The sequence below is a fragment of the Acetonema longum DSM 6540 genome, from assembly GCF_000219125.1.
In the GTDB taxonomy this organism is placed as follows: domain Bacteria; phylum Bacillota; class Negativicutes; order Sporomusales; family Acetonemataceae; genus Acetonema; species Acetonema longum.
This window is the reverse complement of the sequence record NZ_AFGF01000056.1, coordinates 62,728-85,218: the sequence shown is the minus strand read 5'-3', so window position 1 is coordinate 85,218 and position 22,491 is coordinate 62,728. Positions and strand designations below refer to the sequence as shown.

Genomic DNA, 22,491 nt, shown 5'->3' with positions numbered 1-22,491 from the left:
ATCATTAAGATCCTGTTCAGCCGGGTTCCTCTTTTGCATTGGACTATGAACCTTGTTCCTGCGCCATGGTTAATGCTGGTTTTGAGTGACAGGCAGTCTCAGAATAAACTTCGTCACTTCGCCCGGAATGCTTTCCACCATAATTTCACCGTGATGCCGCTTAACAATAATTTCGTAAGAAATGCTTAAGCCCAAACCTGTCCCTTGCCCCACCGGTTTAGTGGTAAAGAAGGGGTTAAAAATGCTGTTTAGATTTTCCTCCGGGATGCCAATGCCGTTATCCTCAACGGTACAATACACGAATGCTCCGTCCTGCCAGGTGGACACCCGGATCTTGCCCGGCTCAGGACCCTTTCCCCTGATGGCCTGCAGAGCATTGATCACGAGATTTAAGAGTACCTGGTTGATTTCCCCGCCTACCGCCTGAATGGCCGGAACCGGCTGAAGATCCTTCTCAACAGCGGCATGAGAGGCCATCTGGGCATGGACCACCCGGAGGATACTTTCCAACCCCCGGTTAATATCATAACGTTCAAAAGACCGCTGGCAGTCAACCCGTGAAAAAAGACGCATTTCCCGGACGATGTTATTTATTTGCTGCAGACCGGCGTTGGTATCTTCAAGCAAATCCGGAATATCCCTGAGAATATACTCCAGATCCAAATTTTTCTCCAGTCCTTCCATCTCACGAACCATTTCCTCCGCCGTACCGCCAAGGGTCATCCGCCATGCCCGATACCTGGCGGATAGAGTGCCCAAAGTAATGAAATACTTCTCCAATATCTCCATATTATTCGAGACATACGCCAGGGGAGTATTAATTTCATGAACAATCCCGGCCGCCAATTGTCCAATGCCGGCTAATTGTTCCTGTTGCAGCAGCCGGGCCTGGAGTTGATGGATGATTTGCAGCGCCGCGGCCAGTTTCTGACTACTTCCGGCCAACTCTGCTTCCAGGCTCTTCAGCCTCTTGTGGATTCGCCTGCGCCGGGAAATCTCATAATATAAACAAACGAACAAAACCAGCAGGATTCCAATGAAAAGAAAAGATCCATAGGACAGCATGGGAAGACCTTCCGGATAACGAGGAACGGCTATCATGATCTGTATGCGCCACCAGCAGCATACGGACGGACAGCAGATGCAGCGAGGCTATATTGGCGCCATCCGTAGCCTCCGTTACTCCTGTTCATGCCAACTACCTCTCTCCGTAATAGATTAAGCTTACAGCGAAAGCGATGCCGGCAACAGTTCCTCTGCTGCACTATTTCACCCCAGCTGCAAACTTCTACCCGGGAGGTCATATTCCTTCTTCTGGAAAATATTACATTATAAACTTCTTTGTGATCTCATTCAGTTCCGTCGCCAGAGTAGCCAGTGCTTCGGCATTGGAGTTGACTTCAGCGAGGCTGGCGTTTTGCTCTTCGGCTGCAGCTGCCACGGTTTGGGTGCTGGCGCTGGTTTGTTGCGCCACAGCACTCATACTCTGAACATTGTGCACAACAGTCTGCATGCCTGTCGCCGTTTCTTCCACTGCTCGGTTCATCTGGTCTATTCCTGTCTTTACCTGCTCCAGCTTATCGATAATGGCCTGGAACCCTTGCTGGGTTTTGACGGCAGCGGTTTTCCCCGCCGTGACTTCAGAGTTTGCCCTATTGACGACATCCACGGAAAATTGAATATCAGCAGTCATTTTTCGGATGATTTCCTCGATGTGATTGGTAGCCGAAGCGCTCTGCTCAGCCAATTTACGCACTTCATCGGCTACTACCGCAAACCCCCTCCCGGCATCGCCGGCCCGGGCAGCTTCAATGGCGGCGTTCAGGGCCAGTAGATTGGTCTGGCCGGCAATATTGCGGATGACAGTGACGATCTCCTGGATGTCAGCCGAACCCTTCACCAGGGAGCTGGATACCGTGGTTATATTCCCCATCGACTCTTCTATTGTATTGTTCTGAGCAACCACTTCCTGTATGAGCTGCATGCCCTGGCTGGCATCAGTTACCGCATTCTTGGTCAGTGCATTTACTTCATTGGCGCCGGCGCTCATTTCTTCGGCCCCGGCGGTCACTTCCTGGACCACGGAGGATATCTCGGTGATGTTGTTGGTGGTTTGCACTGAGCCGTCTGCGATCTCTCCCACAGTTTTGGCAACTGTATGCGAGACCCGCAGTTGTTCTTCCACAGCCGAAGTGAGCTCTTCACTGGAAGCGGCCAATACATTGGCGTTGGTTCTTACCTGCCCGACGATTCCCCTCAGGGCCCGCTTCATATTGAGGAGCGCTTGGGCCATGTCGCCGATTTCATCATTGCGTTCAATGCGGTTGTCAGCCTGGGAAAGGTCCAAATTGCTAATGGTGATAAGTTCTTCCCGCAAATGATTGATTCGGCCCGCCAGGTTGCGGCTGAACCAAATCAGGACGCCGATTACGATGAGAATACCTAGCACGTTGGCGCCAATGACTATTGTAAACACTAAAGACTGTCTGGCGCTAAGCCCATTGACGATTTGCTTGAGAGCATTTTCCTGCGCCAGCAATATTGCATTAAACAGCTTGTCAATAGTAACTGTACCTTTTTGAGCTTCTGACAATAAGACGCTAACATTGGAATCGTTGCTCTTTTTAGCGGCGATCACCTGCTTGACAGTGATAAGATAAGATTTAAGAGCAACCTGCAATTTCTCGCCTATTTGCCTGCTTTCCGCTACGGTTACGTGCGCGGTAAAACGCTCGATTGCCTCGGTGGTGGCGCTAAGTTCCTTTACAGCGTTGGCCCCGAAAGCTTCGTCCCCATAACTGACATAACCGCGAAGTTCACTCAATCCTTGATGAAAATTGTCTTGAGCCTTTTGCAGGGCCAGGCTGCGTGGAACCGGCCCGGCAAGCAGCTCTTGATAGGCATTGCTTACACTATAAAACTCATAGATTGTTACTCCCAGTAAAATGGTTAGCAACAACAGGGTAAATCCGAATATAGCGCTAAGCTGCGTCCCAATAGGTATACGTTTCATCTGATCAAAGTCTCCCCTTTTTCTTTTTATATTCAGGTTATTTTTTCAAACCTGGATTCTCACAAATATGATTATCTGCCTGTCGCGCAGTGTCCTGAAAAAGGTATATTATCAGATTAACGTACAAAATCGTAAGAAACATCCTGAATAAGATATACATGGTAAAAATTATTTACCGGGATGATAAACCTATAATAATAGGTATTTCAAATCATTTTGAAAAATATGTCGAAAGAAGGAAGAAAAGTTTTCCTAAATATAGTATAATGATTGTTTAGAGTAGTGACTGTAGGTGAGACGATGACTAGTAAAATGCAAAGTTATCGGATTTTAATCGTCGACGACGATGAGCGTTATCTGGCCTCCCTGCGCCGGGTGACGCACGGCTATTTTGATGTGGTAACAACCAAGGACCCGGTGCAGGCATTAAAAATTATTGAGAACCAGGGCCCCTTCGCGGTAGTAATCGCCGATTATCGAATGCCGGTAATGACCGGGATTGATCTTTTTTCCAGGATCATTGCGATTGACAGAAACATCCAACGCATCCTGTTAACTGGCTACGCTGATTTGCACATGACAATTGATGCGATCAACCGCGGTAAAATTACTGCTTTCCTTACCAAGCCGGTCCCTGCCGTCTCCTTGCGTTCAGTGGTTTTGGAAGCCATTATGGGCTATCGGCAGAATCAGACCGGTACATTCCTCGAGAAAATACTTACGACTGAGTTTGCTGCCAAACTATACGCCCCTTTATCCGTCAAGGAAAGAGAAGTTCTTCATTTATTGGCCAAGGGCTTCTCCAACGCAGAAATATCGAAAGAATTAACGATATCAGTCGGCACGGTAAAGACGCATTTGAATAACCTTTACTGTAAACTGAATGTCAACAGCCGTGCCAAGGCAGTGGCGAAAGGAATAGAATTCGGCCTGATTAAAACTGAGGAAAAGTAGCACCCTGTCTTGGATCTATCAGGACAGGGTGCTACTTTTCCGGTCAAAAGGAAAGCAAGCCGGCTTTCCCGTGAAAACCGGCTTGCTGTTAAATTCCCAGATACGCTTTGCGCACCAGTTCGCTGCCCAAAAGCTCCCTGCCGCTTCCTTCCGTGACCATACGCCCTGTCTGCAGCACATAGGCCCGGTCGGCCAGTTCTAATGCTTCGTGTACATTCTGCTCTACCAGCAGAATGGTTTTTCCATGTTGTTTAATCGTTGCGATGAGGCCGAATATCTGGGAAACCAGCTTAGGCGCCAGTCCCAGAGAGGGTTCGTCCAGCAGAATCAGCCTGGGATCGGACATCAGGCCCCGGGCAATGGCCAGCATCTGCTGCTCGCCGCCGGACAAGGTTCCCGCAATTTGCTGCCTGCGCTCCGCCAGACGGGGAAACATGTCATAGACCTCTGCATAGAGCTTTTCCTGCTTGGCCTTGTTCGGCACAGTAAAAGCTCCCAGCGCCAGATTCTGCTCCACCGTCATGCGGGCGAAGGTCAGACGGCCTTCCGGCACATGGGCAATCCCCTGGCCGACAATACGGTGGGCCGGCCAATTGCTGATGGTTGTTCCCTGAAAGACAATGGAGCCGTCCATGGCGGGCAGCAGACCGGAAATGCCGCGTATCAGGGTGGATTTTCCGGCGCCGTTGGCGCCGACAATGGCCACCACCTCACCGGCCTTCACCGCGAAAGATACTCCCTGGATGGCCGGAATTCCTTTATATCCCAGTTTAAGGTCAACTACCTGCAGCATAATACCTCTCCCCCAAATAGGCTTTTATCACTTCCGGATCATTGGCCACTGCCTCGGGCAGACCTTCCGCGATTTTGCGGCCCCCGTCCAGCACGATGACTTTATCGGAGATGGGCATGATCACTTCCATGACATGTTCCACCACGAACAAGGTGATACCCCGCTTATTGATGCTTTTAATCAATTCTACCGCATCCTGGGTCTCCTTGGGCGTCAGGCCGGCCATCACTTCATCCAATAACAGCAGCTTGGGCCGGGTAGCCAGAGCCCGGGCCAATTCCAGCCTCTTCTTGTCGGCGATGGTCAGGGAAGCAGCCGGCTGACGGCGCAATTCCTTGAGGCCGCTTAATTCCAATACCTCTTCGGCCCGCGCCACCGCCTTCTTCTTGTTTTTATCCCGCAGAAAAGCGCCTACCAGGATATTATCCAGAACCGACAAGGAACTAAGTGGCCGTACGATTTGAAAGGTCCGGGCAATACCAAGCCGGCAGGTGTCTTCCGGCGGGCGGCCGCTGATGTCCTTTCCTTCAAACAGGATACGGCCGCCATCCGGCTTATAAAAGCCGGATACCGTGCCAAAAAAGGTGCTCTTGCCGGCTCCATTGGGGCCGATAATGCCCACGATCCGGCCCTTTTCCACATTCACGCTGACATCGCTGTTGGCAGTGAGACCGCCAAATTTTTTTGTTAAATTTTCCACTTGAAAAAAATTCATGCTTCCCCCCTATCAGAATTCAGGACTTTTTGGCTAGTGGCAACAGCGGGTGATGCGCTATGAGACGCGAAGTCCCTTAAATTCTTCATTGTTTAGAGACGCAGGGCGTCTCTCTTACCTATTTCCCGGTAATAAAGCCCATCAGGCCGCTGGGCTTCATTACCGCAAACACCATGATCAACAATCCGTACATCACCAGATCCAGGGCGCTGCCGCTGCCGCCAAACCAGGCGCGGCTGAATTCAGCCAGGGGAATCATGATAAAAGCGCCCAGCACCGGGCCGAATACAGTGCCAATGCCGCCCAGTATAGCGATTAGGCAGACCTGGATGGACAACATCATCGGCAGCACGCTTTCCGGGTCGATATACAGCAGGTATTGAGCGTAAAAGGTGCCGCCGAAAGCCATAAAAAGAGCGCTGAAAGCCATGGCGAACATTTTATAGCGGGTAATGTTAATCCCCAGGCTGCGGGCGGTATCTTCATCTTTCCGGATTGCCTGGAAATAATATTCAAAATGGCTTTTTTCCATAAAGTAAGTAAAAGCCACCTGCAGAGTCAAAAGTGTCAGTGCCACATAATAATAGGGCATTTTGCCGGCAAACTGAAAATCAATGAAATTGGTGGACAGAATCGGCAGGTGCTTGCCTACCGCGCCGCCAACCCATTCCCAGTTGGTAAAGAGCACAAAGGCAATCTCACCCAGGGCAATGGTGGCAATAACGAAATAGTGGCCTTTGATGCGAAAGCAGGGATACCCCAGCGCCGCCGACACCAATACCGCCAGCACTGCGCCGGTCAGCATCCCGATCCAGGGATTAATGCCAAACTCCAGCGTCATCATGGTAGAGGTATAGGCGCCAATGGCAAAGTACACTGCATGCCCCAAAGAGGCCTGACCGGCGTAACCGCCGATCATATTCCAGGCCCCTCCCAGCAGAGCGTAGAGAAAAACCAGGATCATCAGATGCAGGTAAAAGGACTGATTAATCACCTGGGGGAAGAGAAGCAGGGTGCCAAAAACGGCGGCGGCAATAATATGATATTTATGCTCTTTCATGACTTTCCCACCTCACTTTATGCATTGCCCAGGAGTCCCCTGGGCCTAAACAGCATGACCAGTAAATAGATCATAAACACCACCACGTATTTCAGGGAAGGATCGATCAGTATGCCGGCCAGGGCTTCGGTCAAGCCGATAATCAGGCCGGCGAAGAAGGCTCCGGAAATGCTGCCGAACCCCCCCAGCGCCACCGTCACGAAGGCCAGAAAGCCAAACACGGCGCCGACTTCAGGAAATACATAGTAGAAATTGGCCAGCAGCGAGCCGGCCACTCCCACGCAGGCCGCGCCCAAACCCCAGGCCAGGGCGAACATTTTGTCACCGTCAATTCCCATCAGAGCGGCGGCCTGTTTATTTTCTGCCACCGCCATCAGAGCCCAGCCGGTACGGGTTTTGGTGATAAAGAGATAAACCGTCACAAACATGACAACTGCGCCGGCAGCGGCAATCAACTGTGGTATGGCGACAAAAATTCCGCCTAAATCGATCCGGCCGCTGGCCGCCACATTGCTAATGGTGCGATAGTCAGCACCGAAAATAAACTGAGCCAGGCCGCGGAGAAAGATCATCAGGCCAAAGGTGGCAAAAATCTGCGCCAAAGGCGGCGCGTTCAATACCGGCTTGATCAAGCCTTTGTAGCTGACTACCCCCACCACAAACAGGCAGGCGGTAACCAGAGGCAGTGAGGCCAGAGGCGTAAGCCCCAGCACCAGGCTGAATGCATAAGCCAGAAACATACTGATCATGAAAAAATCACCATGAGCAAAATTGACAATATTCATCACACCATAAATGATGGTCAGACCCAGAGCGATCAGTGCGTAAATGCACCCCCACAACAGGCCGCTCGCTACGGTTTGCAGCAAGACTCCCTCTAACATTTCCCCCAATTTTATCCCCTCCCCATGCAGACAATGGTATTTATCAAAATAACGGAGGGGGCCTATCGCCCCCCATTCAGTCAAGTTATTTGCGTTCGCTCCATTTAGGCATCGGCCAGACAATATCCTCGGAAGCCAGGTTCCAGGGCCACACCGTGACATATTCGCCGTTTTGGATCTGAACGATGATGCCGGACCCCAGAATATTTTGGTGGGTGGCCGGATCAAATTTCACGCCTTTCCAGGGCATGATCAGCTGATTGGCCGGAATATTGGTTTCTTCCAGCGCTTTTTTAATGGCGGCAGGGTCTGTAGATCCGGCGCGGTTGATGGCATCCGCCAGCACCATAACGCCGGTAAAGGCCCGGGCGGTATTGCCATTCATATTGACCCCGTATTTTTGCTTGTAGAGAGCATTCACCTTTTCAACGATCGGTTTGTTCTTGGCCAGGTCCAGGGCCCAGACTTCACGGCTGAAAATGTATTCGCCGTCTTTGCCCAGTGCTTTGAGGAACTCAGTGTCGATAAAACCGGCATCCATAGCCAGAATAGCATCCGGATTGTAATCCAGTTCTTTGTATGCCTTCATATAGAGAATTGCATCGGAAGCATAGGAAGCCTGCAGCAGGATATTGGAGCCGCTGGCTTTCAGTTTCTGCACTTCACTGGTCACATTCGTGCTTTTGGCCGGATAGGCCATGTCGGTGGCCACGGTATAACCATATTGCCCGGCGAAACGGTTCTCAGCCTTGCCTACGTCGCTGCCCCACAGCGTATTTTCATAAATGATACCCAGTTTGGCTTCGCTTAACAGTTTCTTTTCTTTCAGGTCATTCATAAATTGAAAAAAGTTATCGGCAAACATATCGTCATCAGGGGTGGTGCGGAAAAACCATTTAAAATTCCGCTGGACCAAAGACGGCGAGGTAGAAGAATCATTCAAAAAGGGTATGCCATTGCGCTCGGCTACCTGACTGGCCGTAGCCGTCACAGCGCTGTGATAGGACCCCATCAGAGCCACGACTTTTTCCTGAGTAATCAGCCGCTCGGCTTCACTCATGCCTTTTTCCGCCGATCCCTGATGATCACCGGAAACAATGACCAGTTTGGCTCCGCCCAGGTTAGGCAGTCCTGTTCCTTTGGCCAGGGGCAAATCAAGATCAGGATAATCGCCATTGATGATTTCGGCAGCCAACTGAATCCCGTTCATCAGGTCTACGCCGGTTACGGCGGCGGCGCCGGTCATCGGGAAAATAGTGCCGATTTTGACTTCTTTGGCTGCCGCGGGTGATTCTTTGGAAACCGAGCTGCAGCCGGCGGCGATCATGGATAGAGCAATCAAAAAGATGAAAAATGGCAGTACAGTTTTTTTGTTCTGATGCATACGCATACATATCCCCCTCTGTTCATTGTGGAATTCCCATTCCATCCACCAATATCTACGAAACGCAGAACTTTGCCTTTTGTAAAGAGACAAAAGACGACTATTTTCTCTTCCAAGAGAAAATAGTCGTCTTTGACCAAAGTTCTTAGCCATCATTATACTTGATTCATATACTCTTGTCTATCTTAATTCTGACAAGTTAGTCTGTTGTTTATTTCCAGTTCGTTGTAAAATTTGACATCCATACTACTTTTAGGTCAATTGCGCAATTGATAATTTCGATTTTTGTGATAAAATAGAATAGTATATATTGGAATACATTGGTACAGAAACTGGAGGGATAAAACAGTGGATTTAACCTTTATGATCCCATTGTCTGGCGGTCTGACGGCAGGCGTTATTGTGTATTTGACGCTGTACGTTTTCAAAGCCGACGCCGGAGATGAAAAAATGCAGGAGATTGCCGCCGCTATCCGGCAAGGGGCAATGGCTTTCCTACGGCGGCAGTACAGCACCATTGCCATGCTCAGCATTGTAGTGGCTGTCATTCTCGGGCTGATTACCAAAGAAGGATGGCATACTTCCCTCTCCTTCATTCTGGGCGCAGCTTGTTCGGCCTTATCCGGATTTATTGGTATGTACGTTTCCGTAAACGCTAATCTGCGGACTGCCTCAGCAGCAAGAAACTCCTTAAACGCCGCGTTGCAGATGTCTTTCCGCGGCGGTGCGGTGACCGGCCTGGCAGTTACTGCTCTGAGCCTGCTGGGTGTGGCCGGCTTGTTTTATGGCTTTGGCGGATTTACCCATCCCAAGGAAGCACCGCTATTGATTGTTGGTTTCGGTTTCGGCGCCAGCTTTGTGGCGCTTTTCGCCCAGTTAGGCGGCGGTATCTATACCAAAGCCGCTGATGTGGGCGCTGACCTGGTAGGCAAGGTAGAAGCCGGCATTCCTGAGGATGATGCCCGGAACCCGGCTGTTGTGGCCGACCTAGTGGGCGACAATGTGGGCGACTGCGCCGGACGTGGCGCCGACCTGTTTGAATCTACCGCCGCTGAAAATATCGGTGCGATGATCCTGGGGATTGCGCTTTACCCGGCTTTTGGCGTAAACGGCATTCTCTTTCCGCTGGTAGCGCGGGCCTTTGGCCTGCTGGCCTCAGTGGCAGGCATCTTCTTCGTCAAAACCAGGGAAGAGAAAGACCCTATGGGTGCCCTGAACTTTGGCTATGCGATCACCACGATTCTGGCGATCATTTCCATGTATTTCGTAACTGATCAAATGATCAATGTGAATGGCAGCGGCCTGTATTTCTTTGGCTGCGCCCTAGTAGGCGTAGTGACCAGCTACCTGTTTGTGCTGGTTACCCAGTACTATACCGACTGGAGTTACCGTCCGGTAAAAGAAATCGCCCATTCCTGCAAAACCGGGCCGGCTACTACCATTATCACCGGTTTTGCCGTAGGTCTGGAAAGCACAGTGCTGCCGGTTATCATCATTTCGGCGGCAGTGCTTGTGTCCCATTACCTGGGAGTCCTGAGCGGATTGGAAGGCGGCGGCGTTTATGGCACTGCCGTGGCTACCATGGGCATGCTGTCCACCTGCGCCTTTATTCTGGCCATGGATACCTTCGGACCGATCACCGACAATGCCGGCGGCATCGCGGAAATGTCCAGCCAGCCGGAACATGTGCGGAACCGGACAGACCTGCTGGACGGCTGCGGCAATACTACCAAAGCGATTACCAAAGGCTATGCCATTGGCAGCGCGGCTCTGGCAACATTCCTGTTATTCTCGGCTTATCTTGACGAAGTACAGATCCTTGACAAGGCCTTTAACCGGGTGGTGGACATTGGCAAACCGGAAGTATTTATCGGCGGTTTCCTTGGCGCCATGCTGGTTTACCTCTTCACTTCCACAGCCATCAAGGCGGTAGGTAAGACAGCCGAAGTGGTTATTGAAGAAGTCCGCCGTCAGTTCAGAGAGATTAAAGGGATCATGGAAGGAACGGCTAAGCCGGACTATGCCACCTGCGTTGACCTGGTGACCAAAGGCGCCTTAAAAGCCATGGTTCTACCCGGTGTTCTGGTTGTTGCCGTGCCGATTATTGTCGGCGTTATTTTAAAAGCCGAAGCGGCGGCCGCATTCCTGATGGTTGCCACCATGACCGGCGTGCTGATGGCCCTGTTGCTAAACAATGGCGGCGGCGCCTGGGATAACGCCAAGAAATACATCGAATTGGGTTCCTTTGGCGGCAAAGGGTCTGAGGCTCATAAGGCCAGCGTGGTAGGCGATACCGTAGGCGATCCTTTCAAGGACACTGCCGGACCGTCGATTCACGTCCTGATCAAGCTGTTAAGCACGATCACTCTTGTGTTGGCTTCTTTGTTCGTATAAACTAAAAATATTTTAAATCAGACAGCCCTAAACTGGCTTCTCCGCATAAGAGAGCCGTTTAGGGCTTTTACACATTTGTTCCTTTTGCTAAAGTTTTTATCCTCCCCCATTACAGCATCATAGATTTCTGCTAAAATTAATATACATAATCAGAACCTGTCTTCATCCTTATCCACCTTTCCAGAGGAGGGACGCAAATGAAAGACACTGGCTTTCTCCTGATCAACGGATACTTTTTGTTTGGCATGAGCCTCCTGTTTGCTTTAGGCTTATCCGTTTTAGTCATTGCCTTGTATACGGGATACCGCCTCACTCATCCAACCCGTCAAATCGTTGGTGAAACGCCTGAGCAGCATGTTTTAACCTATGAAGACATTACCTTCCCCAGCAAACCGGCCCCTATCCGCTTGAAGGGCTGGTGGCTTCCCGCGCAGCAAAACCGGAAGCGCACACCCTCGGAGAACACGGTTATTTTTGCCCATGGCTACGGCGCATGCCGGCTGTTTTTGCCGGGGTATGCCCTCCTTCTGGCCAAGGCTTTATGCAATAGCGGATTTAACGTATTGATGTTCGATTTTCGCAATTCAGGGGAATCTTCCGCCGCAGTCACCAGTGTGGGATATTACGAAAAAGATGATCTCCTGGCGGCGATTGACTATGTGGTAAGTCGGAAGCAATCAAGCCGTGTCAGTCTTATGGGCTGGTCCATGGGGGCGGCAACCTCCCTCATCGCGGCGCCTGAGGCCGCAGCCGTCGTAGCGGTGGTAGCCGACAGTCCCTTTGCCACCCTTTCCGGGTATCTGCGGTCTAATCTAAGCATTTGGTCCGGTCTGCCGAATTTCCCCTTTACGCCGCTGATTCTTTGGCTGCTGTCAGTCATTCACAGGATTGACCTATCCTCGGTAAATCCCATGCAGGCTGCCAAATCTCTGGGTTCACGCCGTCTGCTCCTCATTCACGCCATCAGCGATCCCGCCATTTCCTATTTGAACAGCAAGCAGATCTATACTGTTGTCAAAGACAGGCTGCAGGCTCAATTATGGCTTACCGACGGAGGCGGCCATCCTGAAAGTTATGTTCTGCATCAAGAGGAGTATGAAAAGAGGGTCATCGAATTTTTAACCCAGTCTATGGTCAAACCATAAGGTTCGCTTTCCAATTACTTACACATTATTGCTTGTTATGAATCTGGATGAACCGCAGATACTATAAAAGGTGCCGATCCAAAACGATAATTAAAGGAGGCTTCCTTATGGACCAAAAAAACAAAATGCAGTCCGGTCAGTCCCAATCTGGATCAAACAATCAGCAGAATGCCAATAACAATGGCAACTCCAAACAGAACCAAAATACAGCCCAATCCAGCACCGCCCAAAGCGCCGCTCAATACGGCACTCTGACTGCAGCCCAAGATGCCAATAACGATTATGCCAGCTCCACTCAGAACCAAAAGAAAGCGCAGTCCAGCACCGCCCAAAGCGCCGCTCAATATGGCACTCTGACTGCAACCAAGGACGCTAATAACGACTATACCAGCTCCAATAATTCTAACGACCAGTAAGTCACTGACTTCTCCCGTTTAAACTCAGAGGCGCCGACAATGCCGGCGCCTCTGGCTTTATGCTATTCTAATTCAGTCGTTTCAACGCTTCCTCACGATCACAACTTATTCACCGTTCTGGTCGATTTTCCCGGTTACTCTGGTTTTGGCCGCCAGTGTCTCTTCCCCGCGTTTTATCGCCTCCCGGACCATAGAGCCCACTTCACCCGTGGTGACGTCACTCCAGTCTCCGTCCTCAACTTTGGCGCCAAAACCAAGATCATGCGCCAATTTATTTTTGCTTTCCTCGGACATAACCTTACCCATAATCGGCCACCTCCAGTATTGTTTTTGGGGGACAACATATATGTATATAGTATGAACGAAACGCATCTATATATTCATTAAATGAATTTGTGATTTCCTTGCAAGGCAATCCGGCTTTCATGTAGAATGAATAATAAGTGTACGGACTTTTGAAATGATTGCGTTGCGTCAGCTATGAATGATTCTATTGCGCGGGACAACAATATGGACAGGGACTGTAATACCCTTGAAAAATTACCTTTGGCACGCATGTGTGATTGGAAAGAGGTGGATATATGAATCAATTGAACCGATTCCGGGCATTCCTGACAGCATTGCCAAGAATGCCGATAAGAACGCAGATAATTTTGTTCCTGCTAATCCTGACCTTGTTCGGAGTCATAGCCGGCTGTCGTCAACAGGCAGTGTCACCCCAACAGCAGGCGCAGACCCCAATAACAGACGTAACCCGGTATTTCCCCACCGAGCCAAATTTGACCTGGGTCTATGCAGGAGAAGGCAACGAATTTGCCGACTTTACCAGAAGAGTGCTGTTTCGCCAGGGCAATCTGGTCCAAATGAGCGAAACGAACGGCGGTACTCAATTGGGGATGATTTTCCAAGCCATGCCGGAAGCAGTTACGCTGACTCATTCACGGGAAGAATGGTATTCCAATAATTCCTTGTTTCAGGAAGCAGCCAATCAAAATCAGATCATATTAAAAGCGCCGCTGGAGGTCGGGGCTTCCTGGAAAAATTCCACTGACCAGCGGGAAGTGGTGGCTGTAGGCGAAACAGTAGAGGTACCGGCCGGATCTTATGTAAATACAATAAAAATCAAAGTAACTTCAGCCCAGTCCCAGAGCGGCAGCTACTGGTTTGAATATTACGCCCCGGATACAGGATTGATATTCCGGGAGTTTTTCGCTGACAACAGCCGTATCTCGTCTAAATTAAAAAACTTTGCCAAATCAGCGGCTCCGGACTATAAAGAAGGATTCCTCATCATGAAGGGAACGCCTCAATCTTTGCAATTGAATTTGGTGAGGGGCGAGCCCTACCCGTTTTACACCTACAGTCCGTCTGATATGGTTACGCAGCGGATCAGCGCTGACGACGGAACCTCCTTTCGCTTTCTCGGGCAATCCGGCGGAGTGCAGCGGGAAGATGTCTATGTGACTTTGTTTTTCTGCCAGCCGGGAGTTACGCCGGAACAAGCCGCCCAAACCATCGATACACTTTTGAGCCAGTCAGGCTGGCGCACAAGAGACCGTAAAAACCAGCCCAAGCAATTTAACTGGTCGATACGGGAGTGGACTTTTGAACACAGGCTAAACAGCAAAAGATACAGCGGCCAGGTATATCTGGCCCAGCATCAGGGGCAGACCTTTTACATCATGACCCATCTGCCGCCTGAATCCAGCTCCAATGCAGCCTATAAAGCCCGGGCCGATGTAATCATTGATGAACTGATTTGGACTGACGACAATACCCGTTTGAATCAGAAGTAGGAGAGTCTATGCAAAACCTATCCAGGGAGCAAATTTGCTTCAATTCCCATATCGGCAGTCAAAAACCGGAGAGCATCATAAACAGGAATACTTCCTGCCCTTTTTGCGACCGGTCCGGTTTGTCGGATATCCTGGCGGAGCAATACCCTATCATCTGGCTGAAAAATAAATACCCTGTCTTGGAAGATACTTTACAGACCGTCCTCATCGAAACCGATGATTGCAATGCCGAATTATCCAATTATCCCAAAGACCTGCTGCACAACCTGATCCGATTTGGCGTATCCAAATGGCTCGAAATGGATGCCAGCGGTGAATTTGCCTCGGTACTGTTCTATAAAAATCATGGTCCCTATTCAGGCGGCACCATCCGCCATCCCCATATGCAAATCGTCGGCTTAAAGCAGGTGGATTACCGCAAAAATCTCCGGGCCGATTATTTTTCCGGCCCGGAGATCGCAGCAGCGCCAGGTGTTGAGTTGAATGTTTCCACTCAACCCAAAATCGGTTTCTTTGAATTTAATGTTTCCCTGACGGATCAGTCCTATATTGATTGCTGGGCCGATTATATCCAAATCACGGTGCATTATATCATGCATCATTTTCACAAGAACTGCAGCAGTTATAATTTGTTCTTTTATCAGCATCAGAGCCGGATTGTGGTAAAAATCATGCCCCGGTTTGTCACCTCTCCCCTGTACATTGGCTACTCGATCCCACAAGTATCCAACAGGCTGGATGAGGTTGTAAGGGAATTTCAGCAGATTTATTTTTTAGGAGACCGTTGAAAAAGGCCCATCTCATTGTCAAGTCTGCCGGAGGGCCGTTGCTCGGCAAGTATCCTTGTCAATTAATGTGTAGAAAGAGGCAGCCCGCACTGCCTCTTTGTTATTTATCTTTTGCTATTGCATCGTTGTGACGGTTATTGTGAAAGAAAACTGTAAGACCAGTTTGTAAGTATTTTGCAATCAACACAGCCATATTGGCAGGAAAATGCTCTGTCGTATGGAAGTTTACAGTGATAGCGAGTCAGCACAGGCAGCAGAATACGATATTTGTCACAGTTTGCTGCAGCCTGCCGGCAGGAGGTGTACCCATGGCAAGAAAATACCTGGTGATATGGACCACCTGTATGTTATTGATGATAACGGCTGTTACCTATGGCCGGGAACAGCCTGCTCCCAACCCGGAAAGTTCAAATGGCAGCGCTCAGTCAGCGGTTCAAACGCCACAACCGCCTGTGTCCACGGAATTTGGCGATGTAAAGATAACCGTGGGTCAATCTAAAGAGGAAGCATTACGCCGTCTGGGGCGGGTTTATCAGGTAACCCAGGTAATGTCGGATAATTCGGAGGAGGAACTGTGGTCGGTTACCACCCGAGAAGGAGATACCTTTCAAACGGTGGGAACCATTACTGTCAAAAATAATAAGATTGTCCGCATCCAAAAAAATCTGGGGAACTTTCAGAATCTGGACCAAACCAAGGTTCTGATCCAGGCCATGCGCAATGCTGCGAAGTCAGGCAACCAGGCTACGCTGATTATCAGCCAAAAAGAAGAGTCCGGCAAGCGGCATGAAACCATTACCCTGCACTTCAGCGACCGAAAATTGGTTATATCGATCATCGAATTTCCCGGAGTCGCCAGCGGGGTCATTATGTACGAGCTGCTAGAGGAGACCAATTCGTCAAACCAGTCTCCGCCTGCTGGGGTTGAACCGCGGTCAAAAAGGAAATAATAGAATTACATTATTGGATAAGCGGGGGATCTCACTTGAAACAAGCAATCATGGAAACAGAAAAAGGTACTATTGTCATTGATCTGTTTGAAAAAGAGGCTCCAGGCACTGTGGCCAATTTCGTCAAATTGATCAGTGAAGGCTTTTATGACGGTCTGACTTTTCACCGGGTTATTCCGGGTTTCGTGGCTCAAGGCGGCTGCCCCAACGGCACCGGTTCAGGCGGGCCGGGATATACCATTCCTTGCGAAACCAAAGGCAATCCCCATAAACATCTGCGCGGTTCTCTGTCCATGGCTCATCGTGGCCCCAATACCGGCGGCAGTCAGTTTTTCATTGTCTATGAACCGCAGCCTCATTTGGATGGCATGCACACCGTATTCGGCCAGGTTAGCCAAGGGATGGATGTGGTGGATAACATCAAACAGGGAGATCGGATGACCAAAGTAACTGTAGCAGAAGAGGACCGTTGAAAGAAGGCCTCGAATTTGAGGCTTTTATACCAGTCACACGAAAAGAGGCTGTCGCAAAACGTTTTTCTAAAAAACATATGCGCAGCCCTTTTTTCAAATAGCATCACATTATTTTACAGCATGTCCTGGCCAAACAAATTTTAAATAAATAAAAATAGAGCTGTCGCGTTAAGACAGCCCGCAAAAACAAAAGACAGCAAACTGGCTGAGTGTTTCTTTTTTATGGGTTTTCTCCTTCTTCTTTTTTCAGATAGGTCCAACCGTCTTGCTGTTCGATCAGGCCGGCTTTCATGAGCTTGCCTAAAGCACGTTTGAAGGCGGCTTTGCTGATCTGGAACTTTTCTTTAATAACTTCAGGTGACGATTCGTCACTGTAAGGCATCTTGCCGCGTCCGGCCAGCAGGGCAAGAATCTTTTCTCCATCCTGATCCATGGCCTTCTCTTTCGCCGGACGCAAGGAGACGTTAATTCTTCCGTCTTCCCGCACAAAGGTGACACGGGCTGTTATTTCTTGACCCACTTTCAGACGTTCTGCCATTTCATCCTTGTGCAAAAGCGCAATATTCCGCTCGGCGGTAAACAGGAAAGCGCCTGCCTCATTGATATTGTATACCGAGCCAGTGACCTGATCCCCTACTTTGACCATCGCCGGTCTGGACGCTTTTTGCAGTTCTTCGTCCACTTCCATGGTGACAGCCGGCCGGCCGGATTTATCGGTATACAGCTTAACCCATACTTTTTCCCCGCGGCGAGGCAGTCCGCGCATGCCGGCATAGGGCATAAACACACCCCGTTCAGCGCCGATATCGACAAAGGCCCCGTCACGGCTGGTATTAATAACCTGAACTCTGGCTACCTGTCCCGGCTTCATCTGAGGCAGCCGCATACTGGCGGCAAGGCGTCCTTTCGGATCCTGATATAAATAGACTTCTACCGGCTCATCAAGGGTGACTTCTCTGATTTGCTGCGCTTTGTGCAGCAGAATATCATCGGAAGTTTTGCCGGTGCCGGCATCAAGAAACGCCCCCAGCTCGTTCATCCGGGCTACTTTCAGAGTGACCACTTGTCCGGGAGCATAAGTTGCTTTTTGTTGCATATTCTCTCCTTGTAGACTCGAAAAACATTGCTTTGCGGCATTCATACCTAATCAGAATCCTTCTACTCGGCCGCGAGCAGTCTGTCTTCCTGCTAGCTCGAGATGCTTCGCATCTCTCAAGCCTCATACTTATAGGCCTTGGCATCGCCCCAAAGACGTTCCAGATTATAGAACACACGATCCTCTTCCACAAAGATATGAGCCACTACATTGCCATAATCCAGCAATACCCATCGAGAATCCCGGGATCCTTCCTTATGCAGGGATTTTATCCCCTGTTCGTCCAGCTTTTCTTCGATGTTGTCAATAATTGCCTGAGCCTGGATCACAGAATTGGCGCTGCAGATGACAAAATAGTCGGTAACTAAAGATACTCCTTTCATATCCAAGATCGTGATGTCCCGTGCCTTTTTTTCGCTGGCGGCAGCCGCAACAGCCCGGGGCAGATGTTCAAGATGCTCCATTATTTCCCTCCTGCAGCAACAGCAAAACCACAAAGGATTCGCAGTTGTCTGGTATCATTTTAGTGTGCGCCAATCCGGTAAAACAATAACTGTGTAATACTAAACTCCCATTTATTACTTATTTCGGTAATAAACTTGTCACTCCTTCTCGCTGGGGTGCCGGTCCGTCAATATTCCCACTGTCTGCTGCCCGGTCATAGGATACGAATAACCGTTCCACCATTTGCTTCGTGAGAACCTGATCAGGCACCCAGTAACTCAGCCCGTCAATCGTGGCAAAACTGCCTGGCAGCATTTCAAATTGTAACCCTGATTCATCAAAGGATGTCAGGCTGTTGGCCAGTTTCGCAATAGTAAACAGACTCATATCGGTTTGTACATATTGACTGATAGCAGATGACAAAGCCGGAGTTTTAAAAATGGTATCCATCTGCAGGAGTTCCTGAGCCAAGGCTTTCAGGAAGCGCTGCTGTCGTTGAACCCGGCCGATATCGCCCAATTCGTCATGACGGTATCGCACATATTGTCCAGCTTTTTGGCCGTCCAAGTGCTGGAAGCCGCGTTTCAAATCAATTTGCAAATCGGCGTAGGAATCGCTGTAGCGCATGTTCTGCTCCACATACAAATCCACACCGCCCAAAATGTCAACCACCTGAATAAATCCCTGCCAATCCGCCACCAAATAGTAGTTGATGGGGATCTGCAAAAATTTTTCTACTGTCTGGACCGCCAGAGGCGGTCCCCCATAGGCGAAGGCGTGGGTAATCTTATCGTAACTTTTCCGTCCTGGAATGACCACTTTGGTATCCCGGGGAATCGACAGTAGATGGATGGTCCCGTCGGTCGGGTTGATGCTGACAACAATCATGGTATCCGAACGTCTTGCTTGGGCAGCGTCGGCAGCCTGCCGCTCCGGCTCGTCCACACCCATCAGCAGGATATTCACCCGCTGGGTTATGGGCTCATCGCTTAAGGTAACTGCTGCTGTCCGGCTTGATTTAAATGTATGAAACACCTGAATATAGGTGTAGAAAATCGCTCCTAGCGCTACAGTAATAAACACCAGTAAAGCCGCCAAAACAAAAAAGACGCGCGTCCAGCGAATTCTGCAACGTACACGTTCTGCGGCCATATAGCTCCCCCTCTCTAAGGGATTCTAAAAATTTATTTCAACGGATTCCAAGCAGTAAGGCGTTGCGTCCCTCTATCGTAGCCGGGTGCACCAGACCGCCTTGCTGTATAATATAGATAATACTCTGATCATAGGCCTTCACCATAGCCGCCCACAAGTCAACCGCCGCCAGACGTCGCAGCTCATGGACTCCGAGAAAATCCCGGCCCGGCTCGATACAATCAGCTAAATAGATCACCATATCCAATACACTCATATCCTTGGCCCCTACCGTATGGCGGGCAATGGCCTGACATACCGCCGGATCGCTGATTTTATAGCGCTCCCGGACCAGTTGGGCTCCCACTGGTGCATGCAGCAGCTCCGGCACCCGACGGAGAACGGTATCCACAACTATACCAAAAGTCTCGGCGCTTTGCAATAGGTGATTGTTGGACATATCCCGGGCGCAGTCATGCAACAAGCCGGCCAGTCTGGCTTGAACCGGATCCGCCCCGAATCGCTTAGCTAGATCCTCAGCGGTCACACTGACGCCGACAGAGTGCTGAAAGCGATGTCCGGAAAGCGTTTTACGCAAATTGTTCTCAATTTCTTCCCATTCTATCATACGATCAGATCCTAACAATGATTCTTGAAACTTTACCCCAAGCACAAGGCATCCCTATAGGGTACCACTAGCATTTTACCATACATAACACAAAAAAACAAAGCCTCCCTTGTTGCTGATGCACTTTCGGGAGGTTTTGAATAGCCTCTAGTATTAGTTTTGCCGTGATTTGCCTCGTTTACTTCGATTTGACGACCCTAGGCGAAAAACACTATGCCTTTCTTGTCGCCAATAAAGTTTGAGAGACTTTGAGTATCAATTTTGCCGTGGTTTTGCCTCGTTTACTACGATTTGACGACCGCCGAAGTCTGTACCGTTCATTGCGGTGATCATTTTTTCCACATCAGCATCTTCCACTTCCACAAAACCAAATCCGCGGGACCGTCCGGTCTCTTTATCGGTAATAATCCGGCTGGAATATACCGTTCCATGCTCGCGGAATGCCTCGGTTAAAGCAGTGTCTGTTGTAGACCAGGGTAAGTTGCCGACATACAATGTTGCTGCCATTCGGGAATTTCACCTCTTCTTCCACTGAAGTAGTACACTCTCATTATTTGCGAATCTGTCAAATTTATTCGATGTCTGACGCAGGAATTCATAACCAAACAGGTGCAATTTTCTGATCCTGGAATCCGTGACCAGTTGCAGCAGCCTTTAATCAAGATAGAGTCGTTCTTTATAGATATATTGTTCCACGGTTTCTGGTACAAGGTACCTGATCGATCCGCCCTGACGCACTCTCTGGCGGATATCGGTGGCTGAGATATCAATCCGGGGGGCGGTCAAAATATGTATTCTGTGTTTTGCCTCCAGAGGAAAAGCATCTATCTTTTCTATCATCCGGCTTTCATATCCTAACCTGGCAACAGCGACAAACTGGCATAGCTGCAGCAGCTGTATCGCATCTTTCCAGGTAAACAAGTCTAAAATGGCATCAAAGCCGGTAATGCAATATAAGTCGGTTTCCGGCCCGTATTCAGCCAGAACTTTCTTCACTGTATCAATAGTATAGGATAACCCGGGACGCTCAATTTCCATCGGTACAACTAAAAAATAAGGATTAGAACAGGTAGCCATCAGAGTCATGATATATCGGTGGACAGCAGGGGTAACCTGCATATCCTGTTTATGGGGCGGCAATCCGTTAGGAATGAATAATACCTGGTCCAACCGGTAAGCCATTCTTACGATTTCTGCTGTAGCCAGATGTCCAATATGAATGGGATCAAACGTCCCGCCCATGACGCCGATTTTTTTCCTGCCATGCTGTTTCATACGCTCACCATCTATCTATTTTCAGGAATCTTTCCAACTCATCTTCAATCTCGAATCCGTGACCGTTCAAAAAGGTTCAGATGCTAGATCAGAGAGACGCTCTGCGCCTCCGTACTGTGAAGAACTCGTGTGACTTTTCACTGATGAGAGATTACCTACTGCTACCAAGCCTTTTTCAACGGTCCGTTTAAAAACCTAACATAAGTCTGGCAATATAAAGACAAGCTGCCGCCGCTGCCATCACACCCATCATAATCAACAAAGCCTGGATAGTGTCAACGAAATCGAACCAGCCTTTTTCGCTTTTCAAGTAATCCCGGTAAGACTGTACATAATGGAACCATTTTACAATTTTCATCGAAAATCACCCCGCTTATTCAATCCCAGGACTGCCAAAAAATTGACGGATAAAACCGGAAATTTTCTTTTGTCCCCGCACTTTAGCCTGCGGCAGGATGAGCCGATCCCCTTCCTGTAGTCCCTCAATAATCTCGATGCTGGCATCATTGGCTAAACCGGTGGTTACTGTGATATTATGCGGCTGTCCGTCCTTTAGTACCTGGACATAACGTTGGTTTCTGCTCTCTTTGACTGCCTTAAGGGGCACCGCTAAAACATTCAGTCTCTCTCCCACCCAGATCGAAATCCGGGCGGTCATCTCCGGCCGCAAGACTCCCTCGCTTCCTTTACCTTCATCCATATCAATAATGACCGGATAATATATATGATGCTGCCGCCAATGGCCCTTACGGGATATACTGGCTACATTTCCGCTGTAAATCTGATCCGGACATGCGTCCGCTGTAAATTTCACTTTTTGTCCAACCAGAATTTTATCGATATCGAACTCGCTGATCTGTGCTTCAATTTGCATTTTTATTCTGGCAGCATCCAACAGAACTACAGGAGCAGAATTCTCGCCTGAACCGGGAGCCATCGGGGTATTCACGGTGTTTACCGGCACAACAATTCCTTTGGCGGCAACGACAGTGGCGATATTGCCTCGTTTGACCACCAGAATCCTATGAGCCGGTTGTTTCTGATCCTCAGCCTGCAGCATGTCGGCTCTCACCGCAATTGCCAGTACAACAAGCAGCAATAGCCATTTTTTATGTTGTAACAACTTCTGGAAAACCGCCTGCACGACACACC

The 22,491-nt window shown here is 49.5% G+C and carries 24 protein-coding genes; 8 read left to right on the top strand and 16 right to left on the bottom strand.

Annotation, left to right across the window (positions count from 1 at the left end; all coding sequences use genetic code 11):
* Positions 1 to 69 precede the first annotated feature (69 nt).
* Together ALO_RS07765 and ALO_RS07760 are read right to left on the bottom strand one after the other, a co-directional pair.
* A complete protein-coding gene (locus ALO_RS07765; protein WP_083821053.1) occupies positions 70 to 1,101 on the bottom strand; it encodes a sensor histidine kinase in 1,032 nt (343 codons plus the stop codon).
* 223 nt (positions 1,102 to 1,324) lie between these two features.
* On the bottom strand, positions 1,325 to 3,013 hold the full coding sequence (locus tag ALO_RS07760) for a methyl-accepting chemotaxis protein (RefSeq protein ID WP_004573224.1): 1,689 nt from the start codon (positions 3,011 to 3,013) through the stop codon (positions 1,325 to 1,327).
* Between the two features lie 300 nt (positions 3,014 to 3,313).
* Here ALO_RS07760 and ALO_RS20770 point away from each other — a divergent pair, with 300 nt between their 5' ends.
* The gene (locus ALO_RS20770; protein ID WP_050806987.1) at positions 3,314 to 3,967 is read left to right on the top strand and encodes a LuxR C-terminal-related transcriptional regulator; all 654 of its coding nucleotides are present in this window, start codon (positions 3,314 to 3,316) and stop codon (positions 3,965 to 3,967) included.
* 88 nt (positions 3,968 to 4,055) lie between these two features.
* On the opposite strand, the gene ALO_RS07750 is transcribed toward ALO_RS20770, so the two are convergent.
* The 5 genes from ALO_RS07750 to ALO_RS07730 all read right to left on the bottom strand — a co-directional run bounded on the left by ALO_RS07750 (position 4,056) and on the right by ALO_RS07730 (position 8,809).
* Positions 4,056 to 4,760, bottom strand: coding sequence for an ABC transporter ATP-binding protein (locus tag ALO_RS07750; protein WP_004573222.1), 705 nt, complete (start codon positions 4,758 to 4,760; stop codon positions 4,056 to 4,058).
* Positions 4,744 to 5,475, bottom strand: coding sequence for an ABC transporter ATP-binding protein (locus ALO_RS07745; protein WP_004573221.1), 732 nt, complete (start codon positions 5,473 to 5,475; stop codon positions 4,744 to 4,746). The genes ALO_RS07750 and ALO_RS07745 overlap by 17 nt, the downstream gene beginning before the upstream one ends.
* A gap of 118 nt (positions 5,476 to 5,593) precedes the next feature.
* Positions 5,594 to 6,535, bottom strand: a complete 942-nt coding sequence (locus tag ALO_RS07740; protein WP_004573220.1) for a branched-chain amino acid ABC transporter permease — start codon at positions 6,533 to 6,535, stop codon at positions 5,594 to 5,596.
* Between the two features lie 17 nt (positions 6,536 to 6,552).
* Entirely contained in the window at positions 6,553 to 7,419 is an 867-nt protein-coding gene (locus tag ALO_RS07735; protein WP_040292963.1) for a branched-chain amino acid ABC transporter permease, read from the bottom strand.
* An 85-nt stretch (positions 7,420 to 7,504) separates the two neighbouring features.
* Positions 7,505 to 8,809: an ABC transporter substrate-binding protein gene (locus ALO_RS07730; RefSeq protein ID WP_202945757.1), complete on the bottom strand. Its 1,305-nt coding sequence runs from the start codon at positions 8,807 to 8,809 to the stop codon at positions 7,505 to 7,507.
* A 357-nt stretch (positions 8,810 to 9,166) separates the two neighbouring features.
* Here ALO_RS07730 and ALO_RS07725 point away from each other — a divergent pair, with 357 nt between their 5' ends.
* The 3 genes from ALO_RS07725 (at position 9,167) to ALO_RS07715 (ending at position 12,758) form a co-directional block, all read left to right on the top strand.
* Positions 9,167 to 11,197: a sodium-translocating pyrophosphatase gene (locus ALO_RS07725; protein WP_040292961.1), complete on the top strand. Its 2,031-nt coding sequence runs from the start codon at positions 9,167 to 9,169 to the stop codon at positions 11,195 to 11,197.
* Between the two features lie 197 nt (positions 11,198 to 11,394).
* Complete coding sequence (locus tag ALO_RS07720; RefSeq protein WP_004573215.1) at positions 11,395 to 12,342, top strand: alpha/beta hydrolase; 948 nt, start codon at positions 11,395 to 11,397, stop codon at positions 12,340 to 12,342.
* A 107-nt stretch (positions 12,343 to 12,449) separates the two neighbouring features.
* Entirely contained in the window at positions 12,450 to 12,758 is a 309-nt protein-coding gene (locus ALO_RS07715; protein WP_004573214.1) for a hypothetical protein, read from the top strand.
* 105 nt (positions 12,759 to 12,863) lie between these two features.
* On the opposite strand, the gene ALO_RS07710 is transcribed toward ALO_RS07715, so the two are convergent.
* Entirely contained in the window at positions 12,864 to 13,064 is a 201-nt protein-coding gene (locus tag ALO_RS07710; protein ID WP_004573213.1) for a hypothetical protein, read from the bottom strand.
* 275 nt (positions 13,065 to 13,339) lie between these two features.
* On the opposite strand from ALO_RS07710, the gene ALO_RS07705 reads away from it, so the two are divergent.
* From ALO_RS07705 to ALO_RS07690, 4 genes are all read left to right on the top strand, one after another.
* Positions 13,340 to 14,554: a hypothetical protein gene (locus tag ALO_RS07705; RefSeq protein ID WP_004573212.1), complete on the top strand. Its 1,215-nt coding sequence runs from the start codon at positions 13,340 to 13,342 to the stop codon at positions 14,552 to 14,554.
* A gap of 8 nt (positions 14,555 to 14,562) precedes the next feature.
* On the top strand, positions 14,563 to 15,342 hold the full coding sequence (locus ALO_RS07700) for a DUF4931 domain-containing protein (RefSeq protein ID WP_004573211.1): 780 nt from the start codon (positions 14,563 to 14,565) through the stop codon (positions 15,340 to 15,342).
* A gap of 308 nt (positions 15,343 to 15,650) precedes the next feature.
* A complete protein-coding gene (locus ALO_RS07695; protein ID WP_004573210.1) occupies positions 15,651 to 16,292 on the top strand; it encodes a hypothetical protein in 642 nt (213 codons plus the stop codon).
* 35 nt (positions 16,293 to 16,327) lie between these two features.
* Positions 16,328 to 16,765 carry a peptidylprolyl isomerase gene (locus tag ALO_RS07690; protein WP_004573209.1) on the top strand — a complete coding sequence of 146 codons (438 nt, stop codon included), beginning with the start codon at positions 16,328 to 16,330 and terminating at the stop codon, positions 16,763 to 16,765.
* Positions 16,766 to 16,985: 220 nt separating this feature from the next.
* Here the strand turns inward: ALO_RS07690 and ALO_RS07685 are convergent, their stop codons facing one another.
* The 8 genes from ALO_RS07685 to ALO_RS07655 form a co-directional block, all read right to left on the bottom strand.
* Positions 16,986 to 17,861 carry a CvfB family protein gene (locus ALO_RS07685; protein WP_004573208.1) on the bottom strand — a complete coding sequence of 292 codons (876 nt, stop codon included), beginning with the start codon at positions 17,859 to 17,861 and terminating at the stop codon, positions 16,986 to 16,988.
* Positions 17,862 to 17,977: 116 nt separating this feature from the next.
* Positions 17,978 to 18,325 (bottom strand): ribosome silencing factor, encoded by a 348-nt coding sequence (rsfS, locus tag ALO_RS07680; RefSeq protein WP_004573207.1) that lies wholly within the window; start codon positions 18,323 to 18,325, stop codon positions 17,978 to 17,980.
* Between the two features lie 118 nt (positions 18,326 to 18,443).
* On the bottom strand, positions 18,444 to 19,457 hold the full coding sequence (locus ALO_RS07675) for an LCP family protein (protein WP_004573206.1): 1,014 nt from the start codon (positions 19,455 to 19,457) through the stop codon (positions 18,444 to 18,446).
* A 37-nt stretch (positions 19,458 to 19,494) separates the two neighbouring features.
* A complete protein-coding gene (gene yqeK / locus ALO_RS07670; RefSeq protein WP_004573205.1) occupies positions 19,495 to 20,064 on the bottom strand; it encodes a bis(5'-nucleosyl)-tetraphosphatase (symmetrical) YqeK in 570 nt (189 codons plus the stop codon).
* A gap of 255 nt (positions 20,065 to 20,319) precedes the next feature.
* Positions 20,320 to 20,571, bottom strand: a complete 252-nt coding sequence (locus ALO_RS07665; RefSeq protein ID WP_004573204.1) for an RNA recognition motif domain-containing protein — start codon at positions 20,569 to 20,571, stop codon at positions 20,320 to 20,322.
* A gap of 147 nt (positions 20,572 to 20,718) precedes the next feature.
* The gene (gene nadD, locus ALO_RS07660) at positions 20,719 to 21,339 is read right to left on the bottom strand and encodes a nicotinate-nucleotide adenylyltransferase (RefSeq protein ID WP_004573203.1); all 621 of its coding nucleotides are present in this window, start codon (positions 21,337 to 21,339) and stop codon (positions 20,719 to 20,721) included.
* Positions 21,340 to 21,526: 187 nt separating this feature from the next.
* Positions 21,527 to 21,697 (bottom strand): hypothetical protein, encoded by a 171-nt coding sequence (locus ALO_RS22380; RefSeq protein ID WP_004573201.1) that lies wholly within the window; start codon positions 21,695 to 21,697, stop codon positions 21,527 to 21,529.
* 15 nt (positions 21,698 to 21,712) lie between these two features.
* Positions 21,713 to 22,462, bottom strand: coding sequence for an efflux RND transporter periplasmic adaptor subunit (locus tag ALO_RS07655; RefSeq protein WP_238528231.1), 750 nt, complete (start codon positions 22,460 to 22,462; stop codon positions 21,713 to 21,715).
* Positions 22,463 to 22,491: the final 29 nt, after the last annotated feature.

Coding starts and splice junctions, on each gene's coding strand:
- ALO_RS07765 (WP_083821053.1), bottom strand. CDS start 1,101: ATGATAGCCGTTCCTCGTTATCCGGAAGGTCTTCCCATGCTGTCCTAT.
- ALO_RS07760 (WP_004573224.1), bottom strand. CDS start 3,013: ATGAAACGTATACCTATTGGGACGCAGCTTAGCGCTATATTCGGATTT.
- ALO_RS20770 (WP_050806987.1), top strand. CDS start 3,314: ATGACTAGTAAAATGCAAAGTTATCGGATTTTAATCGTCGACGACGAT.
- ALO_RS07750 (WP_004573222.1), bottom strand. CDS start 4,760: ATGCTGCAGGTAGTTGACCTTAAACTGGGATATAAAGGAATTCCGGCC.
- ALO_RS07745 (WP_004573221.1), bottom strand. CDS start 5,475: ATGAATTTTTTTCAAGTGGAAAATTTAACAAAAAAATTTGGCGGTCTC.
- ALO_RS07740 (WP_004573220.1), bottom strand. CDS start 6,535: ATGAAAGAGCATAAATATCATATTATTGCCGCCGCCGTTTTTGGCACC.
- ALO_RS07735 (WP_040292963.1), bottom strand. CDS start 7,419: ATGTTAGAGGGAGTCTTGCTGCAAACCGTAGCGAGCGGCCTGTTGTGG.
- ALO_RS07730 (WP_202945757.1), bottom strand. CDS start 8,809: ATGCGTATGCATCAGAACAAAAAAACTGTACTGCCATTTTTCATCTTT.
- ALO_RS07725 (WP_040292961.1), top strand. CDS start 9,167: ATGATCCCATTGTCTGGCGGTCTGACGGCAGGCGTTATTGTGTATTTG.
- ALO_RS07720 (WP_004573215.1), top strand. CDS start 11,395: ATGAAAGACACTGGCTTTCTCCTGATCAACGGATACTTTTTGTTTGGC.
- ALO_RS07715 (WP_004573214.1), top strand. CDS start 12,450: ATGGACCAAAAAAACAAAATGCAGTCCGGTCAGTCCCAATCTGGATCA.
- ALO_RS07710 (WP_004573213.1), bottom strand. CDS start 13,064: ATGGGTAAGGTTATGTCCGAGGAAAGCAAAAATAAATTGGCGCATGAT.
- ALO_RS07705 (WP_004573212.1), top strand. CDS start 13,340: ATGAATCAATTGAACCGATTCCGGGCATTCCTGACAGCATTGCCAAGA.
- ALO_RS07700 (WP_004573211.1), top strand. CDS start 14,563: ATGCAAAACCTATCCAGGGAGCAAATTTGCTTCAATTCCCATATCGGC.
- ALO_RS07695 (WP_004573210.1), top strand. CDS start 15,651: ATGGCAAGAAAATACCTGGTGATATGGACCACCTGTATGTTATTGATG.
- ALO_RS07685 (WP_004573208.1), bottom strand. CDS start 17,861: ATGCAACAAAAAGCAACTTATGCTCCCGGACAAGTGGTCACTCTGAAA.
- rsfS (WP_004573207.1), bottom strand. CDS start 18,325: ATGGAGCATCTTGAACATCTGCCCCGGGCTGTTGCGGCTGCCGCCAGC.
- ALO_RS07675 (WP_004573206.1), bottom strand. CDS start 19,457: ATGGCCGCAGAACGTGTACGTTGCAGAATTCGCTGGACGCGCGTCTTT.
- yqeK (WP_004573205.1), bottom strand. CDS start 20,064: ATGATAGAATGGGAAGAAATTGAGAACAATTTGCGTAAAACGCTTTCC.
- ALO_RS07665 (WP_004573204.1), bottom strand. CDS start 20,571: ATGGCAGCAACATTGTATGTCGGCAACTTACCCTGGTCTACAACAGAC.
- nadD (WP_004573203.1), bottom strand. CDS start 21,339: ATGAAACAGCATGGCAGGAAAAAAATCGGCGTCATGGGCGGGACGTTT.
- ALO_RS22380 (WP_004573201.1), bottom strand. CDS start 21,697: ATGAAAATTGTAAAATGGTTCCATTATGTACAGTCTTACCGGGATTAC.